We start from the raw sequence: 22,200 nt of genomic DNA on the forward strand, positions 1-22,200 counted from the left end.
GCCCCATCAGAACTTCAACCTGCCGTAACTTCACAACAATATCTTCAGGTTTGGGGCGCTTGATAGCCATCTATGGTCCTCCGGTTTCCTAACTATAGGCGTGGACCACTTCAAAGGGGGAGGCTCATTAACATCCAAATGTTCAGCAATCGGCAGGCCACTGTTCATATGCTTGAAAAGCCATTTTAGGTCAGGGGCGAGCCTCGCCTTTCCATGAACGTGCGCTCCTTGGAAACCATTTCCTGTCACATCACCAAAACCAGACAGATCGCTCAAATCCGGGCGTTTTAAATCTTTAAAGTTAGTCATAATTGTAAATGTCCCGAAATCTATTTTAAGCAACCTGCATTGGATCGTAGTTCAGACCGGTAAGGTTCAGTGCCTGCAACCGGGCAGCAAACTCATCAGAGATACGGCGACCCATATTAAATTTGTCGACCCAAGCGTGATGGCCTGCGATCTTCTCTTTCGAAAAGACAATCTTTACCTTCTCACCGCGTGGAGGACGGCGAATGAAGCCTTGGTCATCTCGCTCTGGCCAGCAGGCTGTATCGTGCAGCGTGTCCAGGCGCTTACAAAAGATGAAGAGATACCCTTCTCCAATCTTGCTCGACCCTTCAAAATACTCCATCGGGAAAAACTGATGCGTGTTGGGCTCCAGCTCTTCAAGAATATCCTTGAATGCTTGAGGGACGAGGGTAATTCCATTCCACCTGTTAAAATCGAGTAATGGCCGGGTTTTGATTGAACCGTTTAGGCGTTCCAGTTTGGTCGGCACATGATCAGGTAAGATGGGGCGGCCTGCTTCCATATCCCCTGTCATAACCAAAGCTCCCCCATCAGGGGCTGGATCAACCAGGCGGATTGTGTCCTCATCTCCATTAAGCGCATCAAATGATGTTGTACTGTCATCAGTGCCGGGCTGCTTGCCGCCTGTAATGTGAAATGGCATGAGTAACTCTTCCATATATCTGTTTTAACTTGTGAAATTGATGAAGAATGACCTCTTCGTGATTAATCGCGCGGATTACACGAGCAATCAGCAAGAGGTGAAAGTCTGATGAGAATTCCTTGCAACACGATGTAAAAGTAGGTGAGCTGTGTCTCACTGAATACCAAATTCAGAATAAGAATTTTCCTGCTTCTCCTCATCTAAATGACGAATCCGAGCACGCCTAATTTATGTTCAATTAACTATTGATCGGCGTGGGCTCTGAGTGTGTCAAGAAGATAAATTCCATGTAATTTTAATGAATCAATACCACTCAGCGTTCTTTGGAGGACTTGTTCAACATCCTGCTCATCGCGTTATTCCAATAAAAATCTGATCGATTGTTCCCCATCGAAGCCTTTTGGGCAGCTCGGTTGATTTGAGTAAAGGAATGTTTTGGCCATGATCACTAGATTAAGAGTGAACAATTAGACCAAACACAAAGACCGCCAGAGCAGCAGCTGAGAGGGCAGATAAAGATTGTGCAGCAGTGGGTCACTGCCAGAAGCACATAGGCTTAAACAGTAAAAGAGCCTGCGGTGGTGGCCGCAGGCTCTTTTTTCAGTGTGGTTATTGTTGTTAGCTGACTGCGATGCCGGGGAAGATGATCAGCAGGGCGACGGCTGCGATCTGGATCATGATGAAAGGCAGCAGTGCTCTGAAGATTTCGCCCAGACTTATATCGGGCGGTGCCACACTCTTCAGGTAGAAGGCTGCGGGTCCGAATGGTGGCGACAGGAAGCTGACCTGCATGTTCATGGCAAAGACAACGCCGAACCAGATTGGATCGTAACCAAGCTGTGAGACGATTGGCACGAAGATCGGCATGGTAAGCAGTGCGATGCCAACCCAATCCAGGAACATGCCAAGCACGAACAGGATGAGCATCATGAACAGGATCACGACGGTTGGATCGTCGGAGATACCTGTGATCAGCGCCTGAACAAAGCGGATACCACCCATCAAGTTGAACACGCCGACCAGTGCAGAGGCCCCTACTCCAATCCAAACGATCATACCAACAGTTGATAAGGTCTGCTTAGCTGCCCCCATGATGAGGCTGACAGAGAACTCGCGGCGGATGATGGTTGAGATGGTTACGCCGAGCACACCGATGGCAGAAGCCTCAGTCACACTCGCGATGCCGCCATAGATAGAGCCAAGAACGAACACCACAACGAGGATCGGAAGAAACAAGCCTTTCAGGAGGCGCATTTTTTCAGCGATTGGGATCTCGCCAGCTTCTGGTATTGGCGCGACTTCAGGGTTGGAATAGGCGCGGATCAGAATATACGCTGCGTACATGCCTGCTAGCATCAGGCCCGGGAAGAACGCTGCCGTGAAAAGGTCGCCGATGGAGACACTGGCGGTCAGGCCATAAATGATGAGTACGATGGATGGCGGGATCATTGTACCCAGAGCGCCACCTGCACAGCATACACCAATCGCAAGTTTGCGGTCGTAGCCAAGACGCAGCATTTGCGGCAGGGCGATCACTCCAAGCAGAACAACTTCACCACCGATGATGCCGGACATGGCCGCCAAAACAACAGCCACGAGAAGCGTCTGGATGGCGATGCCACCGCGCAGACGCCCGCCAACGAGGCGCATGGCGTCAAACAGGTCCTTGGCTATGCCCGATCGATCCAGGATCGCGGCCATGAGCACAAACATGGGAACGGAGACAAAAACGAAGGAATTCACAAAGCTGAAGATGCGGCTGACGATCAGCGGCACAGCGCCTGGGCCGAACCAGCCCAGTGCGAAAATGAGAGCAACAAGCAGTGTGACGAAAGCAAGAGGCATGCCCGTCAGCAGCAGCAGAAGCAATGAGCCGAACATCAGAACCGTAGCCAGCTCGATGCCCAGAGCTTTAAAATCCGGGATCAGGACGAGTAAATCGGTCATTTTTTCTTAGCGTAGTTGACGGCCAGAATTGCAAATTGCAGGCACATGAGAATAAGGATACCAAGCAAGAACAGCTTTAGCAGACCTGGTGTTGGCGGGTTCCATGCAGAGCCGGAGGTCTCCAGACGGAAATCGCCGGCGGGTGTCCAGATTGCGCGTTTTACAACGAGCCAGCCTGCCCAGGAGAACAAGGCGCTGGCGAGTGCACAGGCAATGGAGATAGCAACGTTAAAGACACGCCGAAGCTCGGGAGAGAGTGCATCGTAAATCAGAACCACACGGATGTGTTTGTTTGTCGATGCGCAGTAAAGACCACCAAACAGGAATGTTGTCGCCGTCAGGAAGATGACGGTTTCGTGGGCCCAAATGGTTGGTGAATTAAACAGATACCGCATTGCGACTTCAAAAATCAGAATTGCCGCAGACGATACGATTGCAAGTGAAAAGAGTGTGCTGAGTTTTGCTATTATGCGCCCGAACAGACCCGCTTCAGGTATGGCTCTTTGGCCAGCGTCTTTTTCTTCGTGATCTGACATTCACCCTGCCTCCCCGCTAGGTACCGAACCGTCGGGGAATTTGACGGTCCGGTATGTTTCACGCGATTTAAATCAGCTTACTGAGCAAGCAGACCCTGCTCTTTCAGGTAAGCAGACAGTACCGCGTAAACGCGTTTTGCGTTATCAGATTTCGCAGCAACTTTTTCCCACTGAGAGCGTGCAATTGCACGGAACTTAGCACGCTCTTCTGCAGACCAATTGTGAACGGTGATGTTTGGATCTGCAATAGCTTCTGCCACTGCAACAGCATCACGCATGGATAGTTGAGCAGTAATGTCACGTGCGTAATCACGCACAGACATTTCCAGGATTGCCTGAATGTCGGCTGGCATGCCGTCCCATGTTTCTTTATTCATGGAAACTTCAACCAATGGCATGGAGTGGAAGCCTGGATACACCGGATGACCTGCTACAGCGTGCATGCCCTGCTGGTGGTTGGTTGAGAACACTGTGTAGTCTGCTGCGTCGATCACGCCTTTATCCAGCGCGGTGAACACTTCAGAACCAGGCAGGTTCACAGGTGCTGCGCCTGCTGCAGCGAATACGTTCTGTACCAGACCTTCTGGTGCACGCATTTTCAGACCCTTCAGGTCATCAACGCCGTCCAGAGGAACTTTGGAGATAAAGGCTTCGAGCCCCGGAGTGCTCGCGCCGATGAACTGAAGACCATATGGGTTCAGCAGTTCGTTCATCAGCTGCTTGCCGCCGCCGTACTCCATGAAGTTGAGCATTTCGGATGGAGAACCGTATGCACCAACCGGGTTTGCGATCAGACCGAAGGCTGCATCTTTACCGGTGAAGTAAGAGGTGTCAGTGATGTGACCGTCAATGATGCCTGCTGCAACAGCATCCTGAGTTTCAGTGTGCTGAACGATGGTGCCAACTGGCAGCATTTCAATATTAACGCGGTCGTTGGTAAGAACGCCAACACGTGCTGCCCAAGCCTGCTGAAGTTCAAAGTTTGGGTTGCCAGCTGGGTCAGATGACTGGAAACGCAGAGAATAATCTGCTGCAAGTGCCGTTGTGGCAGTGGATGCTGCAATCACTGCTGCAGCTGCAAATTTCAAAAACTTCATACTCACAGTACCTCCCTGAAGAGTATTCGATGTTGGCGGCCTTAGGCCACAGTTTCCGGCATGATTTGGTGCAAAATTTGATTGATGATGTCAGTTTTAGCGCCACTCACGTCGACGTTGATGTGCAGCTCGTCTAAAGACGGAGGCTGCAGGATTTCTAACTGGCTGTCTAGCAGCTCAAGTGGCATGAAATGATCCTGCCGGTTGAGCATTCTTTCACGAATGATATCTTTTGATCCTGAAAGGAAGATAAAACAGGCATGAGGCAAATAAGTGCGGATGATGTCACGGTAAGACCGCTTAAGGGCGGAACACGCAACAACAACAGCAGGTGTTGCTTCTTGTTTGTTTAAGTCAACGATCGCTTGCGAAAGATCATTCAGCCAAGGTCGGCGCATGTCATCCGTTAGCGGATGCCCCCGGCCCATTGCTTCAATATTGCCTTCAGGATGAAAATCATCGGCCTCGACATAGGTCGCCGGTAAACACGTAGCCAAAGAGCGTGCCACTGAAGTTTTGCCGACGCCACAAACACCCATGACGACAAATACTGATTTTTTATAGTCTTCCACGGCCCTAATTTTCCTCCTAAGAGAATTTGATCATAAATGATTGCGCAATCATTTTGCAAGAGGTATCTGAAATATCTACAAAGGCGCTCAGGAATAGGGAGTATTTTTTGATGCCAAAACCAACGCTTGTAGATGTTGGACGAGAAGCTGGCGTTAGCGCAATCACAGTTTCCCGCGCACTTCGCTCACCGGAAAAGGTGTCTGAGACATTGCGCGCGAAAGTTGAAATTGCTGTGAAAAAACTTGGCTATGTGCCAAACCAGTCTGCTTCTACTCTTGCGTCAAATAAGTCCAGTTCCATCGTGGTCATGGTCCCTTCCATCTCGAACAACGTGTTCACTGACGTGCTTGGTGGCATCAGTGATGCATTGCACGGGTCGCGCTTCAATATGCAGATCGGCTACACCAACTATGATTCGCAGGAAGAAGAGCGCATCCTGCGATCATTCCTGAATCCTACTCCCTCCGGCGTAATAATTTCTGGTCTTGAACAAACTGACGAAACCCGGCAAATGCTTGAGAATGCGGGCGTTCCTGTCGTGCAGATTATGGACATTAGCCCGAAACCAATCGATATGATTGTCGGTTTCTCGCATGATCAGGCCGCAGAGACAGCAACGCAACATCTGATCGATTCGGGTTATAAAAACATCGGTTTCATTGGTGCGCAGATGGATCCACGCTCCCTGAAACGTCTGGCTGGCTTCAAGAAAGCGATCAGCGACAATGGGGAATTGCGGGAGCAGTGTATCGCGGTAACGAACAAACCCTCCAACGTGCGGCTGGGTGCAACATTGCTGGATAAGCTCACCTCGCAGTTTCCTGAGTGCGATGCTGTCTTTTGCAACAATGATGACTTGTCTGTCGGCGTGCTGTTTGAATGCCAGCGCCGGGGTATCAAGGTTCCTGAAGAGCTTGGCATTTGCGGTTTCAATGATTTGGGCATCTCATCAGAAACCGTCCCAAGCATCACCTCGGTGACCACTCCGCTGCGAGAGATTGGTCGTCTTGCCGGTGCGATGGTGATTGGCGAAGAAGGCGCACCTTCAACTCCGATTGTTGATTTGAGCTACACAATCTCCGCACGCGAAAGCACAAAAAGAACATAAGCCAGAGTGGTCACTCTGGCTTTTTAATCAGTGGTAGTGTTTGCAGCGGGATGTTTTGCCAAGACCCGGATTGAAGCTGTTTGTCGGGTCTATGGACTTATAGAACTCGACCAGATCCGGTTTCGCTTTATAGATGTGTCCGACATTGTGTTCCGCCGGATATTCAGCGCCGCGTGTGTCTAAAATGTCAAGCATCTTTTGCTTGAGGGTAGCTACATCCACGCCCTTTTTCACGATGTAATCCTGATGCAGCACATGGCACATGAAGTGGCCGTAATAGAGCCGGTGGATCAGCTTGTCTTCGATATGTGCGGGTAATTGCTCAAACCAGCTGCGATCATCCCGGCGCAATGCGATGTCCAGCGCAAGAATGTCTTCCGCCGCATCTTCATGCACCGCTTTGTACCGGATTGCAGCACCTGCCGCAGCAAAGCGGTGAAGCGCAGCCATCTTGCCCTCCTTCGCATCACAGGCGAAGAAGTCACCTGAGCGTGATGCAAAAAAGTCCTTCAGGAAAGTTCTCGCTTCATCAATGCCTTTATCGCTCATCTTCAGGATGAGGTGATGCTCATAATCTCTGCGGTACTGCCTCATACGTGTTGGCAGAACGTTCGGCCAGACCTTCGCAAGCACTTGCATGAAGCGGTCCGTCAGGTTCTTTGGGAGAAAGTTGACCTTGTTCAGGTAAGCATCCACCGCCCCCTTCAGAGCAAAGAAAGTTGGCAGGCGATCTGTACCGAGGTGGTTGATCATGACGACGGTGTCTTTGCCGTACTTCTCTGAGATGTCATAGGCTTCGCGGTGCATGTACTCCGCTGAAACCGGAAGGTTCTCAAAATGTGACAGGATATGGCGGCGCAGTTCAGTCAGCTCTGCCGGATCATTGGTGCCTATGTAGAAAGTCTTTTCAGCACCTGCTTTGGGGAACGTATCCAGACGAACAGCAAACACGCCAAGCTTACCTGCGCAGCCGCTGGCCTCATAAAGACGGCGTTTATCCGCATTAAAACGCGCTGGTGTGGCAGCATCTACATCGCGAACACGGCTGTGGTATTCGCTATCCGATGCTTTCTGGTTGGTGTCGTTCACATCGGTTGGAGCGTAATTGCCACTTTCCAGATTGCTCAGGATTTCCTCAGCTGAGTTGCCAAGTTCAATCCCGAGATGGTTGACGAGAACCAGCTCACCATCCGCATTGAGCTGAGCGAACAGAGAAAGCTCGGTGTAGCACGGGCCGCGCTCAATGAGCGATCCGCCAGAGTTATTGCATACACCGCCAATGATGGAGGCACCAATGCAGGACGAGCCGATGACCGAGTGTGGCTGGCGGCCCAGTGGAGCCAGCATTTTCTCCAGATCAAACAAAATAGAGCCGGGAAAGCTGATGATTTGCTTGCCGTCGTCCAGAGCCTGAATCTGTGTCATCCGGTTGGTGTTGATGAGCACCACATCGCGCTCATACGTTCCCTTGGGCGTAGAGCCTTCCGTCAGTCCTGTGTTCGCAGCTTGCATGATGACGATCTTGTCTGCTGCAACACAGGCTTCCAGTATCTTCCATTGCTCCAACAGTGTGCCGGGACGCACAACTGCAATCGCCTCCCCTTCTCCAGAGCGGAACCCTTTACGGAACCGCTCTGTCTTTTTTGGGTCGCTGAGAACGTGGCGAATGCCAACGATACCTTCAAATTGCTTGATCAGGTCTGCGTTGTTCATCTCGGCATCCTAATAGGCGACGGATGGCAGCCATGTGACCAATGGAGGCAGGAAGTACACCAGCATCAGGCCCAGCAACTGCAGCAGCACGAACGGGATGATACCGCGATAGATGTCCATCAGCTTGATCTCCGGCGGGCACACACCTTTCAGGTAGAACAAGGCGAAGCCTACGGGCGGTGTCAGGAACGAGGTTTGCAGGGTGACTGCCACAAGGATTACGAACCAGATCAGTGCAGGCTCATCAATCACGCCGTAGCCACCGATGTCGAGACCAAGGCCATTGATGATCGGACGCATTAGCGGCAGCACAATCAGGGTGATCTCGATCCAGTCCAGTACGAAGCCGAGCAGGAACACGATGAACAGGATGAACAGAACTGTTCCGTTAGCACCAAAGCCAGTGGAAGCCACCATCTCCTCGATCAGCGCATCTCCACCCATCTCACGCAGCACATAGGAAAAGATGGTCGCGCCGAGGAAAATGGCGAAGATGTAAGCGGTAGTGTTGAAGGTGGACTTCAGAACGTTGACCAACTTGCGGAATGTGAGCTTGCGATAGCCGAGGGCCAGCACAGTCGCACCCAGCGCGCCGATTCCGGAAGCTTCCGTTGGTGTGGTCAGGCCAGCGAAGATAGAACCCAGCACGGCAAGGATCAGCAGCAAGGTTGGCAGCGCTGCAATCATTACGTCTTTGATGGCGTGCCAGTCTGGTGCCTTCGCACCTTTAGGTACTGGAGCCGCATCCCGTTTGATCAGGGCAATCACGAAGATGTACACGAGGTAGAGCATACCGATGATGACGCCAGGGAACACCGCCGCCATGAACAGGTCACCAACAGACAGTGCCATCTGGTCTGCCATGATTACCAGCATGATGGAAGGCGGAATGAGGATGCCCAATGTCCCGGAGGCAGAGACCACGCCAGCCGCAAGTGACTTGGAGTATTTTTGTTGCATCATGGATGGGAGAGACAGCACACCAAGCAGCACAACAGAAGCACCGATGATACCAGTGGAGGCAGCAAGGATGATGCCGATGAGCGTTACTGTGATTGCGAGACCACCACGCATTGTACCGAACAGCTTCTGCATGGAGGTCATCAAGCGCTCGGCCACGCCGCTTTCGTCCAGCATCAGACCCATGAAGATGAACATAGGTAGAGCGACAAGAACAGCGTTGGACATGGTCGCATAAACACGGTTTACGGTAGCGCCCAGTGTCAGGTAGTCGAGGCCGGTGAAAGTGCTCTCAAGGCCGGTCCAGACCATGTAGTCGTTGTCAAACAGGTAAGCTAAGCCGCAATACGCAATGCCCACGCCTGCCAGAACCCATGCAACAGGGTAACCGGAAAAGAGCAGCGCGATGAAGCTCAGGAACATCGCGATGACGAGTTTCTCTTCGGTGGTCTCGACGAGGAAAGACAAACCGTAAGCAACAATAGCAAAGCCAAGGAATGCGAGGAGGATCAGGCGGATGCCCTTGCCTTTACGCTCGCTCTCACTGTTGACCCAGATTGCGTGAACGTCGTGAATAAGGCGGGCGAGTGCTGCAATTCCCAGCAAAACAAAGCTTAGCGGGATGACTGCTTTGAGTGCCCAACGCGCAGGCAAGCCAGTAGGACTGGAGGAGCGTTCACTCACGCGGAAACTGTCGTAGAAATAGTCGTAGCCCTGATCCACCATGAGGTAGATGAAAGGAACTAAAAGCGCAGAAATGCCGATGATTTCAATGAAGCGCTGTGTCCGCGGGCTCAGCTGCATGTGCAGCAGATCCACACGTACATGACTGTCTGTAACCAGTGCGTAGGAGATGCCCACCATGGTCACCAGACCGTAGATATGCCACTGAAGTTCATCAAGCTTAGGGAAGTTGTAGTTAAACAGATAACGCATTGTTACCTGAGTGACGATTGCAAGGATCAGTAGCAGGTTGGCCCACATTACAACGTGGCCAACGCCTTTTACAAAGTGATCCAGTGCAACGGCTATGGGTTGTTTGTCAGTGTCTTCGTGCTCGAGAATTTCTTCAAAGAGCTCAATTGGATCTGAAGTGTCCTGAGGATTTTGTATCATAGCATTCACTCTTGCAGGTCAACGCCGCAACTATCTGGTCTGGAAGGCTGAGGCCAATAGTAGAAATGGGAGCGGCAAAGAAAAGCCGCTCCCAAGTTTTTATTACTTACGCGGCAGGAACGCGTTTTCTTTCCAGATTTTGTAGTTATCGCGGAACTGGTTGAGGTCAGTCAGAACCTTTGCGAAGAATGCATCGTTTGCAGCTTCTTCCTGAGCAACGTCGTTCCATGTTGAACGGAACACGTCGAGCATTTCAGGAGACCACTGCTTGATCTGAACGCCGTTGTTGTTGACGTTGTCGAGCAGAGCTTCGTGCTGGATTGCTTCACCTTCAGCAAAACTGTCGGTGACAGATGCCTTACATGCGTTCTCGATGATCGCTTTGTGGGTGTCGCTTGCTTTGTTCCATACGTCTTTGTTGATCAGCAATTCGAAGACGGTGGCCTGCTGATGCCAACCTGGGAAGTAGTTATACTTTACCAGTTTGTGGAAGCCGAGGCGTGCGTCAATGGCAGGCATGGAGAATTCGGTCGCGTCAATTGCGCCTTTCTCAAGCGCCGGGAAGATTTCACCACCTGGCAGCAGGGATGTTGCAACGCCGAGCTTCTGCATGACTTTACCGCCAAGGCCGAAGAAGCGCATTTTCAGGCCCTTCAGGTCTTCAGGAGAGTTGATCTCCTTAGCGAACCAGCCGGATGTCTCTGGAGCGATGATCGCACATGGCAGAACTTTTACGTTGTAGCCAGCCTGATCGTACATTTCCTGATACAGAGACAGGCCGTTGCCGTAGTAGAGCCAAGCCGCGTATTCACCAGCTTCCGGGCCAAAAGGAACGGCTGAGAACAGTGGAGCTGCAGGAATTTTACCAGCCCAATAGCCAGCCGTTGTGTAGCCGGAATTGATTTTGCCTGAAGAAACAGCGTCGAGAATTTCAAATGGTGGAACCAGCTTGCCCGGCTCATACACCTTCATTTTGATGGAGCCGCCAGACATCAGCTTCAGCTGTTCAGCGACCCGAGGAATTGGGCTTCCCAAACCTGGCAGAGAGGTAGAGAAGGCAATTGGTGTCTTCAGCAGCAGCTTATCGGCTGCGTTTGCGATAGGAGCTGCGAGCACCGAGGCAGCTACAGAGGCGGCGAGAGCAAGGCTTAAGACAGATTTTTTCATGTTTCCTCCAAATGGCATTCGGCTGCTAAACGCGCTTTTGCGCTGTCCTCCCAAGCAGCTGGCTAATGGTAAATAATATTGACCTCTAAAATAAATCAAGAAATATATTTTGCCGTTTTAGCCGTTTTTCGGGCTTGACATGCGGGCAAATACTAATGGTGTGGATGCGTAGGGTTATTGGGTTTGCATACCTAAGGGATAGAAAATTCGCTGTAAAACAACGTATTAGTGCGTAATACATGCTTTGATATATCAATATTGTGGCTCTCGGCGCTCTTCCCCTTGAATTGGAAAATAAAATCGACCAATATTGGAATTGTGACCGGCAGGAAGTGTAAAATGGTGTCTGTAGATTATCTTTTTGAGCCTATCGACCACGATACAGTGGTGGATTCTGTAACTGAGCAGATTGAGGGACTCATTTTGGCCGGCGTGCTGAAAGAGGGGACGAAGTTACCCTCTGAAAGAGATATTTCCGAGCGTATGGGTGTCTCTCGTCCGAAGGTTCGTGAAGCGCTGAAGCGACTGGAAGATTCCAATCTCATTGCTATCCGTCACGGTGAAGGATCGTTCATAGCGCCTCTTATCAGTGCAGCTATGAGCCCTGCCTTGATCAATCTGATCAGCCGCAATCAGACGGCTTTTTATGACTACCTTGAATATCGGCGCGTTCAGGAGGGGTTTGCAGCTCGTCTGGCTGCTGAGCGTGCAACCAAACTGGATCTTGAGCGACTTGAGGCTATTCTCGTAAACCTGCGGGAAGCACAGGCCAATGGTGACGATATTGCTTCAAAGAAGAATGATATCGCGTTCCATTTGGCGATTGTGGATGCAGGTCACAATGCCATGCTTATTCATATGATGTCTTCCATCTATGAGCTGACGCAGAAGGGTGTCTTCTATAATCGCGAGTTCTTGCGCTCGATTGATGGGACTGGGGAACAGTTGTTAGAGCAGCACGAGGAGATCGGCAGGGCTATCTTTACGCGAAATGGCGCAAAGGCTGAAGAGGCCGCGCACCGGCACATTGATTTCGTGGAGACGTCTTTCCGCCTCGGACAAGATCAACAGCGCCGTGAGCTTATTTCCTCAAAACTCTTTGCGCTGCAAAGAGGTGAAGAATAATTACCACTCTTACGTATTGGGAATAGAGAGGATCATTCGCATACGCCGTAGCGAATGATCCATATTATCAGTGCCTAGCGATTTTCAACCCAAGCGGTGAGATCAGCAACGTTTGGTTCTACGAACTCTGCCATGCCACCGGAGAATTCTTTAAAAGCATCGATGTTGATGTGGTTGGTACCAACAAGGACAGATGCTCCGCTTTCCAGGGCTTTCACAATCAAATCACGAAAACCGCTGCCATTGGCTTCCTGCTCACCAAACTTGTTCAGGATGAACACGTCAAACGGCTCGTCGATCCGCTGAGTAACTTCGCCTGCAGCTTGCGCGAGGGCTGATGTGTCTAATCGGCAGCCGGAAGACTCCTTGCCAAGGGATTGTGTGATGGAAATCTGTGGTCCGTTTGGCAGGACCAGAACGTCCATGTCGCAGCGATGGCGATCTTCGTTGACCGTATCTGCCTGCACGATACCGCAAGTCCGTATGCCGTTTTCCCGAAGTTTCTCGGAAAGCTCTGTCAGCACCAGTTTCCCTTTTGGTAGGGTGTAAGCAATTCTCATCTGGGGTCTTCCTTGCGCTTCTGTTTTTTCAGCTATGTGAAAACTCTCATATCAAACTGTAATAATACTGGTTTGATCTACGCAAGGTTACCCCTGCGGCGAATGCGCACAATTATTATGAGGAATGTGTTTTTGCGCATTTACCGCAAGAGAGGTTAACTTGATTTCGTGCAGTTTGGGTATCTTTGAGCCTACCCTACATGAGCAAGCTCATCCCCTTGATAGCTTTGTGCTTTGAACTTAAAATTCAGGGAAACTATGAAATAGTCGCGCAATGCTCCTGCGCATCTTGGAGGCTCTAAGTGGGATTTTGTAGGCTAAATTGCCTTAATATGAGTTTAATCTTCAGGTTATTGACTTTTGTCAAATAAGCGAAGGAATGTTCGTGATCTACAGTAGTTGCAATTCATTCGCATTTGCGAGCTGTTCGCTTTCTATCTCGTTTCGATGGAAACTCAAAAATGATCACACGTCGTTCTTTTCTTTCGCACACTGCAGTGTTTACTGCTGCAGCATCTCTGGGTAGTACGCTGCCATTCGTGGCACAAGCGGCAAATCCGGCGCTGGCTCTGCATGGTCCGCCAGTGGGGCCATCTGTCGTGTTGTCTTACATTGCCAACAAAGGCTTGCTCTCTGACTTTACAGAGAAAGTAGATTTCTCCGTTTACAAGTCACCAGATGTCCTGCGCGCTGGTTTCGTTTCCGGTGACTGGAAATTGGCGGGCACCCCGTCTTATGTTGCCGCGAACCTTGCCAACAAAGGCCTTCCCGTGAATATGCTGAACATCATGACCTGGGGCATGCTTTATGTGCTCAGCTATGATGGTTCTGTGAAGTCCCCTGCGGATCTGGCCGGTGAGAAGATCGGCATGTTCTTTCGAAATGATATGCCGGATCTGGTGTTTGGTCGCGTCATGCAACAAAACGGGCTGACTGAGGGCAAAGACTATTCCTTGCACTATGTCAGCACCCCGTTTGAAGCATTACAGCTTCTGCTCTCAGGTCGTATCAAGCATTGCGTTCTGCCAGAGCCGGCTGCGACAGCGGGTATGGTCAAAGGCAAAAAGATGGGTAAGTCGATCCATCGTTCTATCGATTTGGCCAGTGAATGGGCGTCTGTGACGGGCGGCGAAGGTCGCTTCCCGATGGCAGGTATGATGGTGCATGAAGATCTTCTCAATGCGCAGCCAGAGCTGATTGAAGGCTTCCACAAAGCCTGTGTCACCGGCACTGAGTGGGTGAAGGCAAACCCCAAGGAAGCGGCGGCTGTTGCATCTGAAAGCATCACGCTTCCTGCGCCTGTGATCGCCAAGTCCATTCCGCATACGCATCTAACAGCAGAGCGTGCCAAAGACATTCAGGCCGAGTTGGAGCAGTTCTACTCCATTCTGGCGGAAAAGAACCCATCCATCATTGGCGGAAAATTGCCGAACGCAGACTTCTATCTGTAGCGAAGCAGGCTTGGCAGGCTGCGCAAAGGTTACGGTCACCTGATCTGCTGAGCCCAACACACAACGAGAAATACCTGATGATCCATCACATGCTATCGACGTTAATGAGTAAACTTTGGAGTGGTTGGGGCACTCTGGCGGGGGTATTTCTCATTTTCGCGCTCTGGCAAGTCGGTTTTGAGACCTTCGGGTCTTTGGTGTTGCCTGCGCCATTGGAAGCATTGAGCCGGTTGGTGGATCTTGTCGCTTTGCCATCCGGGCTCGAATACATTCTGATCACTGCCAAGCGGGCCTTTGCTGGCTTTCTGCTTGCCAGCGCTTTTGGTATTTTCTTTGGCCTGATAGCCGGTTGGTCCAACACACTGTCGCTACTCTGTAAGCCGTTTATTACCGTGGCTCTTGGGGTGCCGCCGATTGCATGGATCGTGCTTGCGCTGCTGTGGTTTGGCGGCGATGACGGCACGCCGATCTTTACAGTGTTCATCTCAACGATCCCGCTCATTTTCGCAGGCGCTCTACAAGGCGTGCGGATGCGGGAGAAGGAGCTGGATGAGATGGCGCAGAGTTTTCATGTGCCGCTGGTTCAGCGGTTCTGGCAGGTGCAGGCACCGCAAATCGTCTCCTACCTCTTTCCGGCATGGGCAACAGCGTTGGGGTTGAGCTGGAAAGTTGTGGTGATGGCAGAGCTTCTCTCCAGCACGCGCGGTATTGGCGCTGGCCTTGCGGAAGCGCGCGTCAACATCGATACAGCATCCACCATGGCGTGGATTGTTGTGGTTGTTGGGCTGTTGTTGGTCATCGAAGGTACGTTGCTCAACCCGGTGAAAGATTATGTGGAGGGTTGGAAGCATGCTGAATGATGCAGCTCCCCTGCTCTCCGTCGTGCCAAGTGGCGCAGCAGATACAAAGCCAACCGTTTTATCTGTCTCAGTGGAAGACCACCTCTATCATCCTTTGCAGCAAACACTGGCACCGAGTGCGCTGGAGCTGAAAAAAGGCGAAGTAGTCAGTATCATCGGCCCATCAGGATGTGGGAAGTCGACTTTTCTACGCATTGCAGCAGGGTTGATTGAGGCAAGTTCCGGGAAGACCTCAAGCACTGCAGATCGAACGGCGATCCTGTTTCAGGAACACCGGTTGTTGCCATGGAAGAGCCTTCTGAACAACATCAGCTTTGGTCTTCAGGGCCAAAAGCTCTCCAAGTTCCAGCGTATGAAGAAAGCACGTGCCGTCGCTTATGCCATGGGTTTCACTGAGGATGATCTGATCAAGTATCCCTCAGAGCTCTCCGGTGGCATGCGTCAGCGTGGAGCGTTAGCACGTGCGCTCGCGGTAGAACCTGATCTGCTGTTTTTAGATGAGCCGTTTAGCGCTCTCGACATTGGCCGCCGCCGCGATCTTTACCGGTTGGTGTTGCATGAAGTTGATAAGAAACAGTGTTCCGTTCTGATGGTCACTCACGATGTGACAGAGGCTTTGGCTTTGAGTGACCGTGTTTTGGTCATGGCGCCGGATCCGGGTCATTTTGCCAAGGAATATGAAGTGCCACTGGCTCGCTCCGAGCGTACGCGTCAAAACCTTTTGGAACTTGAGGCGAGCTTGCTGGCAGATGATCGGATTGCGCAGCTGTTCAACATGAGCAATTGGGAGCAACTCGTATGACTGAGCTTTCCCATGTGCCTGCACAACAGGTTTCTTTTTTTGATGCTCCGGTGTTTTCTGAAGGGTTTCGCGTCTTCTTTCCGCTGTCAGCGCTTTATGCGGTGTTCTCCATCGTCGTATGGGGGCTTGTGCTTGCTGATGTGTTGCCAGTGCCACTGGATGCAGATCCTCTGCTCTTCCATCAGTATGAGATGTTCTTTGGCTTTTTCACGGGTGCGATGGCAGGCTTTTTGACCACTGCTGTCCCATCCTGGTCAAACACACCAAAAATTGCAGGCGCACAATTGGCGGGGCTTGGCGCGCTTTGGCTGGCGGGCCGCGTTGCTTTCTGGATGCTTGGCGTGCTTTCGCCAACTGTTGTCTTTGTGGTTCAGGCTCTCCTTCCTGCTGCACTACTGGTTGTGATTTTACCAAGGCTCTGGCGTGCCAAGATGCGCCATCTCATGTGGCCGGTGCTTCTGCTTTGCGTGGCGCAGCTTGTTTGCTTTTGGGAGTACACGCAGATTGGCGTTCTTAATCAGGGGCTTGCGATTGCGGAGGGGGCGTTTGTCCTGATGGTCCTTACCGCGCTTGCACCTGTTTCCATGGTGATTGTGAATGATGCTTTGTCCACGCGAGATGATGGCGCCGTTTTTGTTCCGCGCCCACCAATGAGGCGTGCAGCGCTGTTCTGCATCTCTGCGTTTACTCTTGCCAAGGTGCTGGGTGTTTCTGATGCGTTGCAAGGATGGCTGGCGCTGGCGTCTGCCTGTGCAGTGCTCAACATCCTGCAGGACTGGCATATGGCTGGCGCTTTACGAACTTCCTTCGCAAAAGCGCTTTATCTGGTTTACTGGTTCTTTGGAGTTGGCTTTGCCTTGGAGGCTGGCGGATTGCTTGGACTGCTGTCAGCTGGCTCTTATGTTTCTGGTCAGCATATGATCTTCATCGGCGGTTTATCTCTGGCGACCTTTATGGTTTTGACCATCGCGGGTCTGCGGCATGCGGGGTACTCGCTGAAGCTTTCCAAGCTGCTTGGAGCCGCGATCCTCTCCCTCATAAGTGCTTGTCTGGTCCGTTCGCTCGGCCCACTGCTTCTCCCAGATCTGGATGTAATATCACTGGCCTGGAGCCTGTTTGCGCTCGCTTTCACTCTATACCTGATCCACTTCCTGCCCGTGGTTCTCCGCGAAAACTTCGTAAAATAAAGGCAACTGACTATGCTTTCTTTATCGAGATTGTTTGAACCGAAGAAAACCGACCTTTCTGAAGGTCCTGTTTCAAATGCCTTTGCGCCTGAGTGCGGCGACGCAGTATCAGCTGGCAAGGGCTGCAGTATGAAAGACAGAGAGTTTTGCCATGATGCTCGGTGTTATGCTCTCTCGCAGGCTTGTCATGCAGGTTGTGATCAACACCAATTTATTGATGCGCTTTGGGCAGAGAACAGGCACTGATGCATAGCCCTAGTCAGCAGCCTCAAACTGCTTTATCTGGCTGAGCAAAGCTTCTGCCAGTTGCTCCTTGCTGTAAGGCTTAGCCAGTCGTGTGATTCGCTCTAGACTTTGTGTTTGTGGTTCCAGTGCTTTGGGGAAACGACCAGAGGTGACGACCACTTTTTGGTCTGCGCAGGCTTTGATGCTGGCTTCAGCCAGATCCCATCCGATTTTGCCATCTTCAAGCTGAACATCTGTGAAGAGAATGTCGAACTTGGTTCCGTTCTCAATGAGCACTTTAGCGGAGCCGTAGCTGTTGGCCTCGATACAGATGAGCCCCATCTCTTTCAGCATGGTCTTGGCGCGCAACAGGGTTTGTAGATCATCCTCAACCACTAGAATGCGGCGAGGCTGGTCAAACGTAATCGCGGTGGTGGGTGCCAGATCTTCCAGCGGTGCCTGCGGAATGACGAGGGTCACTGTTGTCCCCTCTTCCTTCTCGCTGGTGATGCCCATTTCCCCGCCGGATTGCTTGATAAAACCAAACACCATGCTCAACCCAAGTCCAGACCCTGCAGACGTGTGGCGGGTGGTGAAGAAAGGTTCGTAAACGCGTTCCAGCGTTTCCTGATCCATGCCGCATCCGTCATCAGTCACACTGATGGAAACGCTCTCTGACCCATTGACGACGACATGAATAGAGATGGTGCCTGCATCTGAAATGGCATGGGAGCTATTGATGCAAAGGTTCAGCATTGCGCTTTCCAGCTGACCGGGATCGATGCGCACATAGGTTGCGTCCTCCGGTAAATCTGTCGTCAGGACAATCCGTTCATCGATGCTCAAGGAAATGATCTCAGCCACACTCTCAATGAGATGGTTGATCTCAACGACCTCTGGTTCAAGGTGCTGTTTGCGGGCGAAGGCAAGCAAGCGCTGTGTCAGGTTGGTGGCCATCTCTACCGCGCTGTGAATGCGCTGGATGTTGCCTTTCAGATCAATGAGTTTGGAGCTTTTACGCTCAATTATTCCGACACAGCCAGAGATGCTGGTCAGGATGTTGTTGAAGTCATGGGCCACTTCACCCGTCAGCTGCCCAAGGCTTTCCAGCTTTTGTTTTTGTTGCGCCTGTTCCTGAACAAAGCGACGGTCCGTTGCATCAGAAAATGACCAGACTGCGCCACCTTCAGGTAGCGGGCTTTTGCGCACTTCGATCAGGATTCCGTCATCATCTATCAGTTCTGCAAAGCGAAAGCGCGTGCCATGTGGGCGGACGTTTTCATCCTTCCATCTGAACCCTGAGTTCTGGATGAGCACACGAATGTCTTTGGCCGTATCGATCTCTGCCTCACTGATGCGAAGCGTTTCTGCCAGCCGCGGGTTCCAGGCTGTCATATCATGGGCATCGTTGGTCAGAACCAGCCCTTCAGCAATGCAGTTAAAGGTGGTCTCGAACAGCTCTGTCTTACGCTGTAACTGGCCATAAATGCGGCGCAACCGAATGGAGTTGGCGCGGAAAATGCGGAAAGAGTGCAACAACCGCGTGATCTCATCATCCTGCCGTGCAGGACGTGGGAGTACGGTGGTGTGATTGCCCTTTGCCAGACTGGACATGGCGTGGGAGATGCGGTTGATGTTTTTGGTTACATATCCGGCGATGTAGTGTGCCGACATTAAAGCCAGCAGAATACTTGCGATGCCTGTGAGCAGAACAACAAGCTGTGCGCTAGAGATGTAGGAGGATGTTTCCTGCCGTTGTTTGGCGATTTCGTTGCCGGACAGACGTACAAATTCAGCCACCAGCTGGTTGATCATTTGCGCGCTGGATTTGATTTTGAAAAGCGCGTTGCGAGCTTCCAGCTGTCCTGCCATTGCCAGATGGCGAATAGCGTAAAGGCCCGCGTTGTCCTCTGCTATTGTCTTCAGAACTTCAACAGCCTCCTGAACCTCAGGGGCTGATACGCCTTCCAGCTCGACCATCTGCAGATGATAGCGGCGACGCAGCTCGCCCAGACTGAGGAAATCGGTCACATGAGCTGCGGAAATCAGCAGATTAGCTGCTTGTCCAATCCCCTGCCACGCCTCACGTTCGTCTACATTCTGGTAGAACGTAGAGGAGTTCTTGACTGCGAGGCGCTCCATCTTAGTGAGATCAACAAGCAGGGTGCGGACCCGATCCTCAGACTCGCTGATTTGCTGGGCTGCGTTGACCAGCACAGCCACCTGAGAGCGCATGAGCGAGAGGTTTTGCTGCACTTGCGGCAGAAAACGCCCGAGACTGCCCTGTTGCCGTGCAAGTGGGAAATTGTCTCGATATTGCTGTTCTGCCTTACTCAGCTCAACAAGCAAGCGAGAGCCTTCATTCTCGATCTGATAGACCGAGGAAAGATTCAGGATGAAGGGAGCTGAACTCACCAGACCTGCCGATTTATTAGCCAGTTGGAGTGAGCTTGCGATTGCTTCAATGGTTTTTTGGTAGTGCCCAACGAGTTTCACGTTGGCTTGGTCCAGCCAATACCAAGCGATCGATCCTGCAAACAGTGTTGCAAAAGTCAGCAGCGTGATGGCTGCCAGCAAACGTGTTTTGATGGAAAGCAGAGCTTTCAAGCGTTGGGGTAGAAGGGTCATGGCAGATCTACAGCGGCTTCATCCAGTGCGAAGACATAGCCTTTGCCGCGGCGGGTCTGCAAGAAGACCGGCTTGGATGGATTGGCCTCAATCTTCCGGCGCAAACGCAGGATCAAAACATCGACGGTGCGGTCCATATAGCGGGAAAGATCGCCCCCCAAATACTCCAGCAGTTCTACGCGATCAATCGGGCGGTTCGGATTCTCTATGAGAAACTCCAGTAGGCGCAACTCAGAATTGGTCAGGCTAATTTCCCGTAGGTTCTTGTCCAGCAACCGCCGCTCATCGCAGATGAAAGAGAGTTCACCGAGAGGAATGATCCCAGCGCTGGGAGCTTGAGGTGCAGCGAGCGCGACTGTGGGCTCCGGTTCTGCAGGAACGTTGCGCTTGTAACGGCGCAGAACGGCACGAATGCGAGCGATCAGTTCGCGCGGATTAAAAGGCTTCATCAGAAAATCATCAGCACCCGTTTCCAGTCCGACGATCTTGTCTACTTCATCACCTGTGCCGGTGAGTAGGATGATAGGAAAATCGTAGGATGTTCGCAGGCGTTGAGCGAGCATCATGCCGCTTTCACCATCCAACTTCAAATCTATGATTGCCAGATCAAGGTTTTCCAGCTCTTTGAGCGCGATAAGCTCTTTGCTTCCGTGGCATGGCAGTGCCTGAAACCCGTATTCATGCAGCAGTTCCTGCAAGACCTCGCGAATAGCCGGGTCGTCATCAACGACAGCTACCTTTGAGGGTGACCCATCCCAACTCTCGGTCATTTAAGTAACCTTCCTCGCAACCCGTACCATGCTCCCAGACGCATACTTGGAGGTCGTTTTTGATTTTCTTCAGATTGCGGCGACAATGCACGGGAAAGTGCCTTGTCATCAATAATTCTAATATTTCATATGTAACTCATTTCTGTAATAAATGTAACATTTAAAATATATATCTGCTAAATAGGAACATACTTAACTGTAAATCATAAGCACTCCTGTGATGTTTCATGTAATTTTCTAATCAAGTTATGGGATTATGTGGGTGTACTTGTAAGTTGTTACACCTACATGCGTTTAGACTTGGGAGAAGATAATGAAAAACGCTCTTTTAGGTGGTCTTGCTGCTGTTGGCCTTCTTGCTGCACTTCCAGCAACAGCTTCTGCTGAAGAACTCAACATGGTCTGCGGTGCTGAGCAGGACTGGTGTGAGCTGATGGCACGCGGTTTTGAGGATGAAACCGGTAATGAAGTTCTGATGGTTCGCAAAAGCACTGGCGAAACACTCGCTCAGGTACGTGCAGAAGCAAGCAACCCTAAGATTGACGTATGGTGGGGCGGTACTGGCGATCCACACCTGATCGCAGCATTTGAGGGCCTGACACAGGATCCAGGCGTTGATACCAGCGACCTGTTGGGTTGGGCATCCAACATGCACAAAATCTCAAACGGCGGCACTGTTGGCATCTACGCTGGCGCACTTGGCATTGCGTATAACGCTGAAGTTCTGGAAGAACGCGGCCTGCCTGCTCCAGCTTGCTGGAAAGACCTCACAAACCCTGCGTACACCGGCGAAATTCAGGTTGCGAACCCGAACAGCTCCGGCACTGCTTACACTGAGCTGGCAACCTTCGTTCAGCTGTTCGGTGAAGATGAAGCCTACCGTTTGCTGACTGAAATCGGCAAGAACGTGAACCAGTACACAAAATCTGGTTCGGCACCAAGTAAAGCTGCTGCTCGCGGTGAAACCACCATCTCTATCGGCTTCATGCATGACATGGTTAAGCTGGCAGGTTCCGGTTTCCCGCTGAAGATCGTGGCGCCATGTGAAGGTACTGGTTACGAAGTTGGCGCTGTGAGCGTGATCAAAGGTGCAAAGCACCCTGAGCTGGCAAAACAGTTTGTAGAATACGCTCTGCGTCCAGAAGTTCAGTCCCGCTCTATTGAAGTGAAGTCCTTCCAGGTTCCTTCCAACTCCAAAGCATCCGTTGCTCCTGAGTCCCCAGATCTGGCAAGCATCAAGCTGATCGACTACGATTTTGCAACATATGGTGAGCGTTCCACTCGTGAGCGCCTGCTGAAGCGCTGGAACGAAGAAGTTAAAAACGCTTCTCACTAAGTAAATCGAGCGTTGAAGGGCGGACTTATTCTCTGTCCGCCCTTCACCCCATACGCGTTGCATCGTATTCGCGCTCGCGCCAATACA

General features: G+C 51.5%; 18 protein-coding genes. 7 read left to right on the forward strand and 11 right to left on the reverse strand.

Translation table 11 applies throughout. The features are described from left to right. Positions 1 to 334: 334 nt before the first annotated feature. The 5 genes from PsAD37_RS08530 to PsAD37_RS08550 form a co-directional block, all read right to left on the reverse strand. Positions 335 to 952 (reverse strand): imm11 family protein, encoded by a 618-nt coding sequence (locus PsAD37_RS08530; RefSeq protein ID WP_063295781.1) that lies wholly within the window; start codon positions 950 to 952, stop codon positions 335 to 337. 618 nt (positions 953 to 1,570) lie between these two features. Beyond that, positions 1,571 to 2,899, reverse strand: a complete 1,329-nt coding sequence (locus PsAD37_RS08535) for a TRAP transporter large permease subunit (RefSeq protein ID WP_063295782.1) — start codon at positions 2,897 to 2,899, stop codon at positions 1,571 to 1,573. After that, positions 2,896 to 3,435, reverse strand: a complete 540-nt coding sequence (locus PsAD37_RS08540; RefSeq protein ID WP_063295783.1) for a TRAP transporter small permease subunit — start codon at positions 3,433 to 3,435, stop codon at positions 2,896 to 2,898. Before PsAD37_RS08540 ends, PsAD37_RS08535 begins: the two co-directional genes overlap by 4 nt. A gap of 77 nt (positions 3,436 to 3,512) precedes the next feature. Further along, positions 3,513 to 4,532 carry a TRAP transporter substrate-binding protein gene (locus PsAD37_RS08545; protein WP_063295784.1) on the reverse strand — a complete coding sequence of 340 codons (1,020 nt, stop codon included), beginning with the start codon at positions 4,530 to 4,532 and terminating at the stop codon, positions 3,513 to 3,515. A gap of 41 nt (positions 4,533 to 4,573) precedes the next feature. Then, entirely contained in the window at positions 4,574 to 5,104 is a 531-nt protein-coding gene (locus PsAD37_RS08550) for a gluconokinase (protein ID WP_063295785.1), read from the reverse strand. Between the two features lie 110 nt (positions 5,105 to 5,214). Here PsAD37_RS08550 and PsAD37_RS08555 point away from each other — a divergent pair, with 110 nt between their 5' ends. Next, complete coding sequence (locus tag PsAD37_RS08555; RefSeq protein ID WP_063295786.1) at positions 5,215 to 6,213, forward strand: LacI family DNA-binding transcriptional regulator; 999 nt, start codon at positions 5,215 to 5,217, stop codon at positions 6,211 to 6,213. 27 nt (positions 6,214 to 6,240) lie between these two features. Here the strand turns inward: PsAD37_RS08555 and dld are convergent, their stop codons facing one another. The 3 genes from dld to PsAD37_RS08570 all read right to left on the reverse strand — a co-directional run bounded on the left by dld (position 6,241) and on the right by PsAD37_RS08570 (position 11,169). Next, positions 6,241 to 7,926: a D-lactate dehydrogenase gene (dld, locus tag PsAD37_RS08560; protein ID WP_063295787.1), complete on the reverse strand. Its 1,686-nt coding sequence runs from the start codon at positions 7,924 to 7,926 to the stop codon at positions 6,241 to 6,243. Between the two features lie 9 nt (positions 7,927 to 7,935). After that, positions 7,936 to 10,002, reverse strand: a complete 2,067-nt coding sequence (locus PsAD37_RS08565) for a TRAP transporter large permease subunit (protein ID WP_063295788.1) — start codon at positions 10,000 to 10,002, stop codon at positions 7,936 to 7,938. Between the two features lie 102 nt (positions 10,003 to 10,104). Further along, entirely contained in the window at positions 10,105 to 11,169 is a 1,065-nt protein-coding gene (locus PsAD37_RS08570; protein WP_063295813.1) for a TRAP transporter substrate-binding protein, read from the reverse strand. 339 nt (positions 11,170 to 11,508) lie between these two features. Here PsAD37_RS08570 and PsAD37_RS08575 point away from each other — a divergent pair, with 339 nt between their 5' ends. After that, complete coding sequence (locus tag PsAD37_RS08575) at positions 11,509 to 12,294, forward strand: FadR/GntR family transcriptional regulator (RefSeq protein ID WP_057462458.1); 786 nt, start codon at positions 11,509 to 11,511, stop codon at positions 12,292 to 12,294. Between the two features lie 74 nt (positions 12,295 to 12,368). Here PsAD37_RS08575 and PsAD37_RS08580 read toward each other — a convergent pair whose 3' ends face one another. Continuing rightward, positions 12,369 to 12,854 carry a DUF2478 domain-containing protein gene (locus PsAD37_RS08580; RefSeq protein WP_063293076.1) on the reverse strand — a complete coding sequence of 162 codons (486 nt, stop codon included), beginning with the start codon at positions 12,852 to 12,854 and terminating at the stop codon, positions 12,369 to 12,371. A gap of 461 nt (positions 12,855 to 13,315) precedes the next feature. On the opposite strand from PsAD37_RS08580, the gene PsAD37_RS08585 reads away from it, so the two are divergent. The 4 genes from PsAD37_RS08585 (at position 13,316) to PsAD37_RS08600 (ending at position 17,154) form a co-directional block, all read left to right on the forward strand. Then, a complete protein-coding gene (locus PsAD37_RS08585) occupies positions 13,316 to 14,305 on the forward strand; it encodes an ABC transporter substrate-binding protein (RefSeq protein WP_063295789.1) in 990 nt (329 codons plus the stop codon). 104 nt (positions 14,306 to 14,409) lie between these two features. After that, entirely contained in the window at positions 14,410 to 15,165 is a 756-nt protein-coding gene (locus PsAD37_RS08590) for an ABC transporter permease (RefSeq protein ID WP_208991778.1), read from the forward strand. Next, positions 15,155 to 15,967, forward strand: a complete 813-nt coding sequence (locus tag PsAD37_RS08595; protein WP_063295790.1) for an ABC transporter ATP-binding protein — start codon at positions 15,155 to 15,157, stop codon at positions 15,965 to 15,967. The genes PsAD37_RS08590 and PsAD37_RS08595 overlap by 11 nt, the downstream gene beginning before the upstream one ends. Then, positions 15,964 to 17,154, forward strand: coding sequence for an NnrS family protein (locus tag PsAD37_RS08600; protein ID WP_063295791.1), 1,191 nt, complete (start codon positions 15,964 to 15,966; stop codon positions 17,152 to 17,154). The genes PsAD37_RS08595 and PsAD37_RS08600 overlap by 4 nt, the downstream gene beginning before the upstream one ends. A 255-nt stretch (positions 17,155 to 17,409) precedes the next feature. Here PsAD37_RS08600 and PsAD37_RS08605 read toward each other — a convergent pair whose 3' ends face one another. Together PsAD37_RS08605 and PsAD37_RS08610 are read right to left on the reverse strand one after the other, a co-directional pair. Beyond that, complete coding sequence (locus PsAD37_RS08605; protein WP_063295792.1) at positions 17,410 to 20,007, reverse strand: ATP-binding protein; 2,598 nt, start codon at positions 20,005 to 20,007, stop codon at positions 17,410 to 17,412. Further along, positions 20,004 to 20,777, reverse strand: a complete 774-nt coding sequence (locus tag PsAD37_RS08610) for a response regulator (RefSeq protein ID WP_063295793.1) — start codon at positions 20,775 to 20,777, stop codon at positions 20,004 to 20,006. Before PsAD37_RS08610 ends, PsAD37_RS08605 begins: the two co-directional genes overlap by 4 nt. A gap of 313 nt (positions 20,778 to 21,090) precedes the next feature. Here PsAD37_RS08610 and PsAD37_RS08615 point away from each other — a divergent pair, with 313 nt between their 5' ends. Then, the gene (locus tag PsAD37_RS08615; RefSeq protein ID WP_063295794.1) at positions 21,091 to 22,113 is read left to right on the forward strand and encodes an ABC transporter substrate-binding protein; all 1,023 of its coding nucleotides are present in this window, start codon (positions 21,091 to 21,093) and stop codon (positions 22,111 to 22,113) included. The last annotated feature ends 87 nt before the right edge of the window (positions 22,114 to 22,200 follow it).

This window comes from Pseudovibrio sp. Ad37, assembly GCF_001623075.1.
Lineage (GTDB): Bacteria > Pseudomonadota > Alphaproteobacteria > Rhizobiales > Stappiaceae > Pseudovibrio.

Coding starts and splice junctions, on each gene's coding strand:
- PsAD37_RS08530 (WP_063295781.1), bottom strand. CDS start 952: ATGCCATTTCACATTACAGGCGGCAAGCAGCCCGGCACTGATGACAGT.
- PsAD37_RS08535 (WP_063295782.1), bottom strand. CDS start 2,899: ATGACCGATTTACTCGTCCTGATCCCGGATTTTAAAGCTCTGGGCATC.
- PsAD37_RS08540 (WP_063295783.1), bottom strand. CDS start 3,435: ATGTCAGATCACGAAGAAAAAGACGCTGGCCAAAGAGCCATACCTGAA.
- PsAD37_RS08545 (WP_063295784.1), bottom strand. CDS start 4,532: ATGAAGTTTTTGAAATTTGCAGCTGCAGCAGTGATTGCAGCATCCACT.
- PsAD37_RS08555 (WP_063295786.1), top strand. CDS start 5,215: ATGCCAAAACCAACGCTTGTAGATGTTGGACGAGAAGCTGGCGTTAGC.
- dld (WP_063295787.1), bottom strand. CDS start 7,926: ATGAACAACGCAGACCTGATCAAGCAATTTGAAGGTATCGTTGGCATT.
- PsAD37_RS08565 (WP_063295788.1), bottom strand. CDS start 10,002: ATGATACAAAATCCTCAGGACACTTCAGATCCAATTGAGCTCTTTGAA.
- PsAD37_RS08570 (WP_063295813.1), bottom strand. CDS start 11,169: ATGAAAAAATCTGTCTTAAGCCTTGCTCTCGCCGCCTCTGTAGCTGCC.
- PsAD37_RS08575 (WP_057462458.1), top strand. CDS start 11,509: ATGGTGTCTGTAGATTATCTTTTTGAGCCTATCGACCACGATACAGTG.
- PsAD37_RS08580 (WP_063293076.1), bottom strand. CDS start 12,854: ATGAGAATTGCTTACACCCTACCAAAAGGGAAACTGGTGCTGACAGAG.
- PsAD37_RS08585 (WP_063295789.1), top strand. CDS start 13,316: ATGATCACACGTCGTTCTTTTCTTTCGCACACTGCAGTGTTTACTGCT.
- PsAD37_RS08590 (WP_208991778.1), top strand. CDS start 14,410: ATGAGTAAACTTTGGAGTGGTTGGGGCACTCTGGCGGGGGTATTTCTC.
- PsAD37_RS08595 (WP_063295790.1), top strand. CDS start 15,155: ATGCTGAATGATGCAGCTCCCCTGCTCTCCGTCGTGCCAAGTGGCGCA.
- PsAD37_RS08600 (WP_063295791.1), top strand. CDS start 15,964: ATGACTGAGCTTTCCCATGTGCCTGCACAACAGGTTTCTTTTTTTGAT.
- PsAD37_RS08605 (WP_063295792.1), bottom strand. CDS start 20,007: ATGACCCTTCTACCCCAACGCTTGAAAGCTCTGCTTTCCATCAAAACA.
- PsAD37_RS08610 (WP_063295793.1), bottom strand. CDS start 20,777: ATGACCGAGAGTTGGGATGGGTCACCCTCAAAGGTAGCTGTCGTTGAT.
- PsAD37_RS08615 (WP_063295794.1), top strand. CDS start 21,091: ATGAAAAACGCTCTTTTAGGTGGTCTTGCTGCTGTTGGCCTTCTTGCT.